This window comes from Streptococcus sp. 3874, from assembly GCF_013276425.1.
Taxonomy (GTDB): domain Bacteria; phylum Bacillota; class Bacilli; order Lactobacillales; family Streptococcaceae; genus Streptococcus; species Streptococcus pseudopneumoniae.
Map to the genome: position 1 here is coordinate 14,158 of NZ_VMLA01000042.1, position 12,951 is coordinate 27,108.

A 12,951-nucleotide genomic window follows, 5' to 3' on the forward strand; every position below is an offset into this window, starting at 1 on the left:
ATTGTAGCTGAAACGGTCAGAATTTTCCAATGATTTGACCGGAAATGTGTGCATAGAAAAAACGTCAGCTCATGTGAGAATGACGTTTTTCAGAGGATTATTTTGCCAATCCTTCAGCAATTTTATCAAGGTTGTATTTCATCATGTTGTAGTAGCTGTCGCCTTCTTTACCTTCTTCTGCGATAGAGTCAGTAAAGATTTGTGCGTAGATTGGGATGTTTGTGTCTTGTGAAACAGTCTTCATTGGACGGTCATCCACACTTGATTCTACAAAGAGTGAAGGAACTTTTGTTTGGCGAAGTTTTTCAACCAAGGTCTTGATTTGTTCAGGTGTTCCTTCTTCTTCAGTATTGATTTCCCAGATGTAAGCACTTGGGACACCATAGGCTTTAGAGAAGTATTTGAATGCTCCTTCGCTAGTTACAATGAGTTTCTTTTCAGCAGGGATGTTATTAAATTTATCCTTACTTTCTTTATCAAGTTTGTCTAACTTATCAGTATATTCTTTGAGATTTTTTTCATAGAATTCTTTGTTGTTAGGGTCTTTGGCGCTCAATTGTTTGGCGATATTTTTAGCAAAGATAATCCCATTTTCAAGGTTAAGCCAAGCGTGTGGGTCTTCTTTACCTTTTTCATTTTTTCCTTCAAGGTAGATGACTTCAACCCCTTCACTGACTGCAAAGTAGTCTTTGTTTTCAGTTTTCTTAGCATTTTCTACCAATTTTGTAAACCAAGCATTGCCACCTGTTTCAAGGTTGATACCGTTATAGAAAATGAGGTCTGCCTCAGAAGTTTTCTTAACATCTTCAGGAAGTGGTTCGTATTCGTGTGGGTCTTGCCCAATCGGAACGATACTGTGAAGATCAATCTTGTCACCAGCAATATTTTTAGTAATATCAGCGATGATTGAGTTTGTAGCAACAACTTTTAGTTTTTGACCAGAAGCTGCATCTTTTTTTCCGCTAGCACATGCTACAAGAGCAATAACGGAAAGAAAGAGAACGAGTAATGTACCTAATTTTTTCATTAGATCCTCCAATTTATTAGGGCTTTGCCCTTTATTTTAACAAATGTTTATTTTTTAGTTTCAAATATCGTTGTTTTGGAGCGATAAAGAAGCTAATGAGAAAGAAACTAGCAGCTGTGAGCACGATACTAGAACCTGCCGCAACGTTAAAGCTATAACCGATAAAGAGTCCCAAAACTGAAGCAGTAGCTCCAAAGGTTGAGGAAAGGAAAATCATACTTTTCAGGCTATTAGCATACAGATAAGCAGTTGCAGCTGGGGTAATCAGCATGGCTACAATCAGGATAGTTCCGACACTTTGCATGGCTGTCACAGACACGAGAGTCAGGAGTACCATGAGAAGGTAGTGATAGAAATTGACAGGCATTCCCATGGCTTTAGCCAAGAGTTCATCAAAGGAAGTTATCAAGAGTTGCTTGAAGAAAATCCAGATCAACAAGAGAATGGCTGCCCCTACCCCCATGGTAATAAACATATCCGTATCTTGGACGGCCAGGATATTACCAAAAAGGATATGGAAAAGGTCAGTTGAACTTTTAGCGACACTAATCAAGATGATACCGAGGGCTAAGAAAGAAGAAAAGGTAATGCCGATGGCGGTATCGCTTTTGATAATCGAGTTTCCCTTGATGTAGGTAATGATGATGGCAGCTAGCAGTCCAAAGACAATGGCTCCGATAAAGAAGTCAAGGCCCAAGATGAAGGAGAGGGCTACACCTGGTAAGACAGCATGTGAAATGGCATCTCCCATGAGTGACATCCCACGTAGGATAATGAAACATCCCACAGCTCCAGCTACGACCCCGATGACAATGGCTGTTATCAAGGCATTTTGTAAGAAATGGAATTTTTGCAATCCATCGATAAATTCTGCAATCATAGGTCACCTCCATTGAAAAAGAGTCGATTACCGTAAGCTTCTTTGAGATTGGCTTCGGTAAAGGTTTCTTTGGTTGGACCAAAGGCAATCACTTCTCGATTGACAAGTAAGACTTGATCGAAGTAGTGGGGAACCTTGCTGAGGTCGTGGTGGACGATGAGAACCGTTTTACCAGCTTTTTTCAAATCTCTCAGCGTATTCATGATGATTTCCTCGCTGACAGAGTCAATCCCAGCAAAGGGTTCATCCAAGAGGATATAGTCGGCTTCCTGCACCAAACATCTGGCAATCAAGACTCGTTGGAATTGACCTCCAGAAAGTTGGCTAATTTGACGCTCAGCGTAGTCAGCTAGTCCGATGATCTCAAGGGCTTCCTCCACTTTTTTCCAATGTTTGGCTTTTAAAGCTCGGAAGAGCGGGATCGATGGATAGAGTCCTAATGAGACACATTCCTTGACCTTGATAGGAAAGTTGTAGTCGATATTAATTTTTTGTTCGACATAGGCAATTCGATGTAAGGATTTTTTAACTTCCTTGTCATCGAGAAATGCTTGACCTTGATGTGGGATAATTCCCAGCATACCTTTTAGTAATGTTGATTTCCCAGCACCGTTAGGACCAATGATTCCGGTAATCGTTGGTCCTTGGAGCACCAGTGAAATATCCTTAAGTGCCAACGTTTCTTTATAGGAGACACTTAGGTTTTCGATACGTATCATAAACTTGTATTCCTCCTGTCTCTTAATATACATTAAAAAAAAAATTAAGTCAAGTTAATTTTTGAAAAAATTAAAATAAGTCATTAAAAAATCTTTACACATCACACAAGGGAATCAATATATAGTGGATTGAATTTGGAATAGTCCACCGAGTTTTTTAAAACATTGTTAGAAATTCAAAGTAAATTATAAAAATGCCTTAGAAGCAGCATTGTACTACTCCAGCTCCAACTAACTCTATTTTGCTATATATTTAGTAGGAGGTCTAATAAAACGCATAATCTCAAGGTTTATACACCTGATATTATGCGTTTTTATGATTTTAAAGATTCTTTAATTAGATTTACTATCTGTACTTCAAAAAGTGTTTTAATCTATCCATGGATAACCCCTTAGTTTACCCTTTGATTTTTGTTGAGTATGAGCGATTCTTTGATGAATTATTTTGAATAAGTATATCACACTTTAAACATCAATAGTTTTTACTTTTGGTTAATGGACTAAAGTAACTAAATCCCCCTGCAAGAAATCTTATAGTACCTGCTAATATTAGAATACTTATGATAGTTAAGTTATGTGAAACAAGTATCCCTCCAAGGTATGCTCCTAAGGGGATAGAAGCAAATGAGATCATTCTAGTAATACTAACAACACGTCCCAACATTTCTTTTTTGACAACTTTTTGTCGTAACGTAAAATATGTAATGGCATTGATATTGCCAAACATATTACTCAAACCTAAAAATACTCCCATATATATATAGTTTGTGTTAATTGATAGCAACATAGTAGATAGACCAGCTAGCATTGTACTGATGGAGAGGATTTTTCCATATCTAAACTTTTTAATTAATTCAGGGGCAAGAATAGCACCTAATATAGCTCCTACACCAGCTATTGAGAGTATTAATCCATAGTGAAAGGAGGTATAGCCTAGAACATCTGTAATATAGTAAACTAAGTTGGCCTGAAATATATGAATGCCAAAGTTTGTTCCAAAAAAAGAATAGCTCCACTTAGGATGATTTTATCATTTTTTACATAGTGCAAACCAATAGATATTGTTTTAAAAAGACTCTCTTTTTTAGAGATATTTACTAGTGTATTTTCTGGAGTTTTTATGCAGAGAATTAATAGGCTGGCAATTAAAAAGGTAAGAGCATTGACCCATAAAACTTTAGCTGGATTAATAAGTAATAGAACAGAACCACTAATCATAGGACCAATAAGATTTAATGTATTGTCAATAAGTTGGATTCCTGAATTGGCTTTTGATAGCTGATTGTCTGTTACAATCTGTGGTAACAAGCTTTGAAATGCTGGGTGGACTAATGGCTCTGTAGAGGAGAGCAGGAAGGTTAAAATATAAATTAAGAGTAAGAGTATATTATCATTTTTAAAAGATATTATTAGCAAACTTAGAATGACTAATGAGATTAAATGACATATTGAAATGATATATACTTTTTTGAATTTATCTGCTAATATACCTCCTACTAGAGAAAATAAAATCCATGGTAAAAATGAAATACCGTATAGAGTAGCCATATGAAATGGAGATCCTGTTTTCTCAAATACTAGCAAAGGTAGAGCTAATTTTCTTAGCCAATCACCAAAGTTGGATACAAGAAATGTTAGCCACAATATTTTGTAATTTCTATTCAATAATATTACCTCCACGACAGGTTATACAATTGGGATCTATATGCCAATGCTCGGCTATTTTTGTAGTCATTGTATTCATATCTATAGATTTTAATTGGCCTACAGTAGTTAATTCACCGATACCAGTGATATATTTTGTAACTTCTGAACAAATGATACCAGTTGCTACAGATACTAGAGGAGCTATGGCAGTATTGTCACCAACTAAGTTTAAACGAGTTCTTTCTTCAAGGATTAGGTGAGAAATAGGGTGTTCTTTTTGGATAGTATTTCTCCAACAATCTATGCATCCAGATATTTTGGGGATAATAGTATATTGCAGGGCTCGTTGCGCTTCTAAACCTGCACAAAATAAAGGAATATTCAGCTTTACTATAGCTTCATTTACCCATCTTGCTAGTTTGATTTTAGGTCTATCCGCAACTAGTATTAAGCAGTCGAATCCTCGGAATGATTCAACAACATCTTCAGATGAATTGATTTTCTTTTCCTCAACAGTAAATTTTATTTGAGGATTAAATTCATAGATGCGTTGTTTTGCTATACTTGCTTTACTCTTTCCTATATCATCAAAGTTATATAAAATTTGTCTATTTAAATTAGATATATCAACGACATCAAATTCAACAGCTTTTATTTCTCCTATACCTAAGCCAGCTAAGTCATATATAATGTGAGATCCTAATCCGCCTAATCCAATAATTCCAATTTTTGAATCAATTAATTTTTTTTGAGAAATATATTTATTTTCACTTAAAGTTGCGTAAGATGAAAAAAGTTGATGTTTCTGTGATAACGTTCTAATTCATACTTGGATAATATTTTAGAACCAGTAAGATTTAAATCCTCGATAAATCGTTCTTTACTGATTTCATCAATAGCTTCCATTACATCAGATGGTGATAGTTCACTGTAGGTTTCTGAAACTTCTCTTATGATTTTTTCGACGGTATTAATTCCATCCATTTTTTTGAGCATGTATTCAATAGCTCCGCTAGGGTCTTCATATTCTGTAATTTCTCCAACCCCACCTATATAGACCGATCCGTCTTTATATACTACTGGGTAAGCCTTTTTTAGTTTTGGACGAGCTTTTAGTAGATCCATTATATCTCCTTATATCAATTAAAAGAAAAGGTAACTAGAGAAAGTCTAGTTACCAGCCTCGGTGAAGAAAGTATTACTATCCTTTACTGCACTGCGATTCCTGCAATACTTACAGAATGAACACGTTTTTGCTTAAGCATAAAATCTACCTCCTAATATTTAAATTTCAAGTAGCAAAGCTATGAGATAGATAGAATTTTATCATTTTATATATTTTTTGTCAATTCATTTTTCAGACAATTAATTTTTTTGTGAATTTTTAAAAAATTGAAATAATAACTGAAAAATGATAGAAAAGGAAAGTTCATTTTTAATTGCATTCCCTAGTGATTTTTGTTAAGATAAAGACAAATACAAATGAAAGCGAGAACAAGATGACACGTTATCAAGATGATTTTTATGATGCTATCAATGGAGAATGGCAACAGACAGCTGAAATCCCAGCAGATAAGTCTCAAACAGGAGGTTTTGTTGATTTAGATCAGGAAATTGAAGACTTGATGCTGGCGACAACAGACAAGTGGTTAGCAGGTGAAGAGGTGCCTGAGGATGCTATCTTGGCAAACTTTGTCAAATACCACCGCCTAGTTCGTGATTTTGACAAGAGAGAAGCTGACGGTATCACACCTGTCTTACCACTCCTTAAAGAATTCCAAGAATTGGAGACTTTTGCGGATTTTACAGCTAAACTAGCAGAGTTTGAACTTGCAGGAAAACCGAACTTCCTTCCTTTTGGTGTATCGCCAGACTTTATGGATGCTAGAATCAACGTTTTGTGGGCTAGCGCTCCAAGCACAATCTTGCCAGATACGACCTACTATGCAGAAGAACATCCTCAGCGCGAAGAGCTCTTGACTCTTTGGAAAGAAAGCAGCGCAAATCTCCTCAAGGCTTATGATTTCTCTGATGGAGAAATTGAAGACTTGCTAGAGAAAAGACTTGAATTGGATCGCCGAATTGCAGCAGTGGTGCTTTCTAATGAAGAAAGTTCAGAGTATGCTAAACTTTACCATCCATATTCTTATGAAGATTTCAAAAAATTCGCGCCTGCTCTACCTTTGGATGACTTCTTCCAAGCTGTTCTTGGACAAGTACCAGACAAGGTTATTGTAGACGAGGAACGTTTCTGGCAAGCAGCAGATCAATTCTATAGTGAAGAGGCATGGCCTCTTCTCAAGGCAACCTTGATTTTGAGTGTTGTCAATCTTTCAACCAGCTATTTAACAGAAGAAATCCGTGTCTTGTCAGGTGCCTATAGCCGTGCGCTTTCAGGAGTTCCAGAAGCCAAAGACAAGGTCAAGGCAGCTTATCAACTAGCACAAGGTCCTTTCAAACAAGCCTTAGGTCTTTGGTATGCCCATGAAAAATTCTCTCCAGAAGCTAAGGCGGACGTGGAGAAAAAAGTGGCAACCATGATTGATGTCTATAAGGAACGCTTGGCTAAGAATGACTGGCTGACTCCTGAAACTCGTGACAAGGCCATCGTCAAACTCAATGTCATCAAGCCTTATATCGGTTATCCAGAAGAATTGCCAGCACGCTACAAAGACAAGGTAGTGGATGAGACTGCTAGTCTTTTTGACAATGCTCTAGCCTTTGCGCGTGTGGAAATCAAACACAGTTGGAGCAAGTGGAACCAACCTGTAGACTACAAGGAATGGGGCATGCCTGCTCACATGGTCAATGCCTACTACAATCCACAGAAGAATCTGATTGTCTTCCCAGCGGCTATTTTACAGGCACCTTTCTATGACTTGCATCAGTCATCTTCTGCTAATTACGGTGGTATTGGGGCGGTTATTGCTCATGAAATTTCCCACGCCTTTGATACCAACGGAGCTTCCTTTGACGAAAATGGTAGCCTCAAGGATTGGTGGACAGAGAGCGACTATGCTGCCTTCAAGGAGAAAACACAAAAAGTCATTGACCAATTTGATGGACAGGATTCTTATGGAGCAACCATTAACGGTAAATTGACTGTATCAGAAAACGTGGCTGACTTGGGAGGAATCGCAGCAGCGCTTGAAGCAGCTAAGAGAGAAGCAGACTTCTCAGCAGAAGAGTTCTTCTACAACTTCGGTCGCATCTGGCGCATGAAAGGTCGTCCAGAATTTATGAAACTTTTGGCTAGTGTCGATGTGCACGCGCCAGCCAAACTTCGTGTCAATGTACAAGTGCCAAACTTCGATGATTTCTTTACAACCTATGATGTCAAAGAAGGTGACGGAATGTGGCGTTCACCAGAAGAGCGCGTGATTATTTGGTAATACAAAGAGACAAGTAAAACTCCTATAATTACACCTTCCCTATCTATGTACACCCTAAAAAGTTAGATAGAATAATCTAGCTTTTGGGGTGTAGTTCATAGGGATTATGAAATTGAAGTCTTTTCTTATTTTAAAATTCATAGTAAAATATCCCTCTGTATCAAGATAACAGGAGGATTTTTATGTCTCAAAAGACTATCAACATAGGCTACGCCCGTGTATCTACTCATAAGCAAGACCTAGGATTGAAAGTGCAAATCGAAGCTCTCAAACATTGCGATAAACTTTTTATAGAAAAGGAATCTGGTGCAAATAACACTCGTCCTGAACTTACAAAAGCCTTAAAACTGGCCTCTGACTTTTCGAAAGATGGCAAGCAGGTTACTTTCACTATCTATAAGTTAGATAGACTGACTCGATCTATGTTTAAGCTACTAGAACTTATTGAACAATTTAATGAATATCATATTCAGCTAGTCAGTTTGCATGAAAAACTAGAAACAGACTCTCTTATTGGCAGGTTACTTTGCGTCATTTTAGGCTTTGTGGCAGAAAATGAGCTGGAAAATCTGAGGTTTCGCACAAAAGAAGGACTTCGAAAAGCTAAGGAAAATGGTGTTAGATTAGGAGCAAAACGGATTTCAAAAGAAAAGGAGGAGCGGATACTTAACAAATATCTACATTCAAATATAAGCATACGTAATATTGCAAAAGCTGAACAAATTTCTACATCAACCCTATATAAAGTGTTAGAACGCAATAAAGTGGCGAACAATCGTCAAAAAAAACGGAAAATCATTGCTAAAAATAGGGAAAAATGGTAGAATGAAGCTGTAAATTTGTTTCGATTAACGACCGTTTGATGAAACAGTCAAAACAACAATATGAATATTTAAAAAATACGAGTTTAACAGTGTTTTTAACCTGTATTAGACTGGTATTTTTTGTGTATCGTTTAACGGTCGTTACGCGATACACTTAGTTCCCTATCTCTAAAGTAGTTAGCGAGCTTATGGTAACAAAAAATTTAAAAATTATTAAGATATGTAATAGTGTAATAGCTGTATTGTTCAGTTAATGGATAAAGGTTCATTTAAGGCTTCTATCAAGAACATTAAATGTTTAGAGAATGAGTTGGCTCAAAATTTTGCTTTTGTGGTCTTGAAAGGAAGTTGATTTTGTTATTTTATAAGCCTAAAAAGGCAATTATATATTCCCAAGGAGGAAAAATTATGAATAAACTAACTAAACTAGGTATTGTCACTTTCTCTGCTGTAACTCTTAGTGCTGCCGTGCCAACTTTGGTGCGTGCCGAGGAAAACGTTGCGCCGCAGCCAAATGTTGCTGCTAAACCTAATGTTGCTCAACCAACACCTGCACCAAAACCTAATGGTAGCTGGGTTGATTTCAGTATGCTCGACCCAATCGCTAAACCAAAACCAAAGCTAGACAAAGAAGTTTCAAAACCTGCTGAAAAGCCAGTAGAAGAGCCCGCTCCTGTCGAAAAACCTTCGACCGAGGGCAACATTCTTGCAAACGGAACAGATGAGGCTATCGCAGAGGACAAGAAAAATGCTGAGATCGAGAAAAAATACAACGTCGATCCAACCAATCAGCTACCTGAGCCAGGCCTGCCAATCATAACGCCTGAACCAGAACAACCTATAACAGATTCTGAAGAGATGAAGAAGATGGTAGCAGAGGATTTAGCCTATAAGAAAGGAGCAGCTAAGACTCAAGAAGAGTACAATAAACTGATAGCTGAGGCTAATGAGAAGCTTTGGGCTGCTGACGGAGTTGATATGGATGAACTGATCCATAGACTAATCCCAGAAAAACCTGGAGCCGTGCCAGCATTCTCAGATATAAGCGTTCGAAAATATGAAATCCAAGCAGATTTCTTAGATGCTGATCTTGTCCAAAAACATGGATACACTACTGAATCAAGAATTGATAGTCCAAAACAAGCAGAAGTTAGCTCTACATGGAACGTACATGACAAAGATAGCGCAGATGGAATACTAACAGCAAAAAAATTCTCCGACTACACTTTTAGCCACGTCGTAAAATCAGCTGCAGATCATCCAGATATCGACCCAGATCCAAAAGTTGTCAGAGTCAGTTATGATGCAGCTTATGCTTTGCGTGGTTCTGGCTACAAAAATGGTAAAGGAGATAATCTTTTTCGCTACTATTTTATTTACACTAAAAATAAACCAGTAGAAGAAAAACCGAAAGATCCGCAACCAGCGGAAACGGAAAAACCTGCTGAAATTTCGAAACCAGCGGAGACAGTTGAACCAACTGTGCAGCCGAAACCAGCTGAGAACAAGCCGGTTGAAAATAAACCAGCTGAAACACCCGTTCCATCTCCAAAACCAGCAGAAAACCCTCAACCAGAGGTTAAACCAGCAGAGCAACCACAACCAGCTAACTCAGTGAAACCAGCTAAAAATGCTGGATTACCAAAGATTCCTTATAGAACCAACCAGCCAAAACGTTGGTTTAACGGAGCAGGTCGCCCTACTCTAACAACAAACGACCTTGCTGCTCCACTTCCTGTTGAAAATGTAGAAAAAACATCTTACGGTTGGTGGACAGCTGAACCAGACTTGCTTCATGCAGGATCTCATATAAAAGTAAATACTTTTAATTCGAATTTCAATAATCCGATGTTCGAAAACGGTAAAGAGATAAAATTTAAAGGTAGCGGATTTGGAGATATGGATAGTAGGTTTAAACCTGCTCTTGTTCGAGTAAAAGTTCCAGAGTTGGAAGGAATGAACTACGAAGCTTATACAATTTTCTATGAAGTTCCTAATAAAAATGGAAATCCAACTTACGGAACAAATCGAACTCTCCAAGGTGGTGGCATCTCTTTAACTATCAAATCAAAAGAGAAGAAAGAAGATATTCAGGTTTATACATTAACTAAGGATAGAAAACTGGAAGAACTCTATTATCCAGGATTCCCAAGTGAAGAAACAAATCGCTATGATGAGAAAACTAAAACTCATTCATACAATCTATTTGGTGAAACCTACGATACTTACGTTTTCTTGTTTAAGAACCCTACTGAAAAACCAGCTGAGCAAGTAAAACCTGAAGTTAAGCCAAGTGAACAACCTAAGCCAGACAAGCAACCAAGTGTTCCTACTGTTCCAGTTGATCAACCACAACCTGCTAAGCCAGTGAAACCAACTGAGAAGCTAAGTGAGAAACCTGTAAATCCAGTTACACCAGTTGCTCCAATAACACCGACAACTCCCGTAACGCCTACGCTTAATCCAGCCATCCCAAACAATACTCGTGTTCTTTCGAACAAAGCTGGAAGCGTTCAAGTGCATGGTTCAGAAGCAACACTCAAAAATGTCAGCTATATCAAGGTAGAAGAAACCAAGCCGACTTCACTTGAATCAAAAGACTACAAGGCATTTGACATTCATCTATATGACGCGAATGGTAAAGCTATCCAGCCAAATGGCATGGTTCTAGTAAGTCTTTCTGCCGATAAGCCAGTTGAAAATGTTTACTATGTTGCTCCAGATGGTACTTTACAGGCATTGAAGTTCAAACAAGATACAGATAAGGTTACTTTTGAAACCAATCACTTCAGTATCTATGCTATGACTTTCAAAGTTGCCGCAAGCCGTGATAACGGAGGTAGTACAACTCCTGTTCCAGTTGTAAATAGTAGTAATACTGAACAAAAAGGAAATGATGCAAGTAGTACAAAAACTCAAGCTGAGTCGTTAGCAACTAAGACTGAAACTATTTCGAAACAAGTAGCTAAGACTTTGCCAAATACTGGAGAAAATCACTCAATTCTCGCCACCCTATTTGGAATGTTAACTCTAACTGCTGGATTATTTAGCTTTCGTAAGGAGTCAGAATAACTCCAATTCATAGTTTATCTATCAAATATTTTAGACTGTGAAAAAATCAATTTGAGGAGATGATTTAGAAAATCTTTTCATGATAAAATGCATAGTATCAAATTTTTCTACATCTGATATTATGCGTTTTTTATAATTCTAATACTCTTCGAAAATCTCTTCAAACCACGTCAGCTTCGCCTTGCCGTAGATATATGTTACTGACTTCGNNTTCATTGAGTATTAAATTGTGCTATCGATTGTCATCATCTTGCTAGAAAAAGGGATTGAAGGCCTTTTCGTGAGCGATAGTAGTAGCTGGACCATGTCCTGGATAGACATCGTAGTTTGGTAGGGTGAAGAGTTGGGTCTGGATACTATGAAGGAGTTGCTCTGTACTACCAGTCGGAAGATCCGTCCGTCCAATTGTTTCGCGGAACAGAGCATCTCCCGTCAAGACTAGGTGAGCATCAGGAAAGACTAGGGAAACACCACCGATAGAGTGCCCTGGGGTCGGTAGAACCTTAAAACGAAATTCCTCTAGTTGGTATTCTTCGTGAAAGACAAAGGTGTGTTCTGCAGGTTTTGTGACCACATCTGCCATATCATCGTGGCGAGGGAGACCGGAGAGATTATCGACAGGAGTGTAGAGCCAGCTGGCTTCGCTCTCTGCGATATAGACAGGAGGATTGCCAAACGTCTCGCGAACCAAGTCCAGACTCATGATATGGTCATAATGAGCGTGGGTCAATAGAATGGCACAGATCGGTTTGTTGAGGTTCTCGATTGTCTGACGAATGGCTTCCCATTGACTACCAGGATCTACAACGATGAGGTGTTTTTCACCTTCCAGGTAATAGGTGTTTTCATAGGCAACAGGATTCACAGTTTTATGGATTTTCATTTTATCTCCAATCTCAAAGAATGTACTAAATTAAGTATAGCACAGTTAGGGAGAATAGGTAAGGATTTAGAATGAACTTAAAAACCAGCATGACTAGATGAAGACAGGCTGGTTATCAATTTATCAATATTGGAAAGGTGTCAATTGCCCTCCATAGGTTGCATAAACTCCGTCATTAGCTTGTTTGATAGATGTGATGTTTAGAGTGCCACCGTAGTTGGCTTCTCGTTTATCGCTATATTCACTATAAGTTATCCTATTGGGCAGGTTCTGATCCTTAGCCTAGTATTGAACGACTGTTTTTTTATAGCTTTGTTGGCTGAATAGAAACAGGCAGCTAACTCCTAACACTAGGAGAGCAAAGATAGAAATAGCAGCTTTTTTCATAGGTGTTCTCCTTATAAACTAAAGGATAGAAGAAAGTATCTTGAGGATTTTTATACTCTTCGAAAATCTCTTCAAACCGCGTCAACGTCGCCTTGCCGTATATATGGTTACTGACTTCGT

At 38.0% G+C, this 12,951-nt stretch carries 11 protein-coding genes; 3 read left to right on the forward strand and 8 right to left on the reverse strand.

Annotated features, from left to right (window positions below; genetic code table 11):
- Positions 1–97: 97 nt before the first annotated feature.
- The 7 genes from psaA to HT703_RS11660 form a co-directional block, all read right to left on the reverse strand.
- Entirely contained in the window at positions 98–1,027 is a 930-nt protein-coding gene (psaA, locus tag HT703_RS04715) for a metal ABC transporter substrate-binding lipoprotein/adhesin PsaA (protein WP_138706433.1), read from the reverse strand.
- 31 nt (positions 1,028–1,058) lie between these two features.
- Positions 1,059–1,907: a metal ABC transporter permease gene (locus HT703_RS04720; protein WP_000559776.1), complete on the reverse strand. Its 849-nt coding sequence runs from the start codon at positions 1,905–1,907 to the stop codon at positions 1,059–1,061.
- Positions 1,904–2,626, reverse strand: a complete 723-nt coding sequence (locus tag HT703_RS04725; RefSeq protein ID WP_172929952.1) for a metal ABC transporter ATP-binding protein — start codon at positions 2,624–2,626, stop codon at positions 1,904–1,906. The genes HT703_RS04720 and HT703_RS04725 overlap by 4 nt, the downstream gene beginning before the upstream one ends.
- A 472-nt stretch (positions 2,627–3,098) precedes the next feature.
- Positions 3,099–3,608 (reverse strand): MFS transporter, encoded by a 510-nt coding sequence (locus tag HT703_RS11970; RefSeq protein ID WP_345890287.1) that lies wholly within the window; start codon positions 3,606–3,608, stop codon positions 3,099–3,101.
- The gene (locus HT703_RS11975) at positions 3,584–4,291 is read right to left on the reverse strand and encodes an MFS transporter (RefSeq protein WP_275689888.1); all 708 of its coding nucleotides are present in this window, start codon (positions 4,289–4,291) and stop codon (positions 3,584–3,586) included. The genes HT703_RS11970 and HT703_RS11975 overlap by 25 nt, the downstream gene beginning before the upstream one ends.
- The gene (locus HT703_RS11655) at positions 4,284–5,096 is read right to left on the reverse strand and encodes a ThiF family adenylyltransferase (protein WP_338151876.1); all 813 of its coding nucleotides are present in this window, start codon (positions 5,094–5,096) and stop codon (positions 4,284–4,286) included. Before HT703_RS11655 ends, HT703_RS11975 begins: the two co-directional genes overlap by 8 nt.
- On the reverse strand, positions 5,045–5,398 hold the full coding sequence (locus HT703_RS11660; RefSeq protein ID WP_240150155.1) for a hypothetical protein: 354 nt from the start codon (positions 5,396–5,398) through the stop codon (positions 5,045–5,047). The genes HT703_RS11655 and HT703_RS11660 overlap by 52 nt, the downstream gene beginning before the upstream one ends.
- Before the next feature lie 374 nt (positions 5,399–5,772).
- Here HT703_RS11660 and pepO point away from each other — a divergent pair, with 374 nt between their 5' ends.
- The 3 genes from pepO (at position 5,773) to HT703_RS04750 (ending at position 11,561) form a co-directional block, all read left to right on the forward strand.
- Positions 5,773–7,665: an endopeptidase PepO gene (gene pepO / locus HT703_RS04740; protein ID WP_031243466.1), complete on the forward strand. Its 1,893-nt coding sequence runs from the start codon at positions 5,773–5,775 to the stop codon at positions 7,663–7,665.
- Positions 7,666–7,847: 182 nt separating this feature from the next.
- The gene (locus HT703_RS04745; protein ID WP_023933213.1) at positions 7,848–8,489 is read left to right on the forward strand and encodes a recombinase family protein; all 642 of its coding nucleotides are present in this window, start codon (positions 7,848–7,850) and stop codon (positions 8,487–8,489) included.
- A gap of 408 nt (positions 8,490–8,897) precedes the next feature.
- Complete coding sequence (locus HT703_RS04750; RefSeq protein ID WP_023933218.1) at positions 8,898–11,561, forward strand: LPXTG cell wall anchor domain-containing protein; 2,664 nt, start codon at positions 8,898–8,900, stop codon at positions 11,559–11,561.
- A gap of 253 nt (positions 11,562–11,814) precedes the next feature.
- Here the strand turns inward: HT703_RS04750 and HT703_RS04755 are convergent, their stop codons facing one another.
- Entirely contained in the window at positions 11,815–12,444 is a 630-nt protein-coding gene (locus tag HT703_RS04755; protein ID WP_023933220.1) for an MBL fold metallo-hydrolase, read from the reverse strand.
- Positions 12,445–12,951 lie beyond the last annotated feature (507 nt).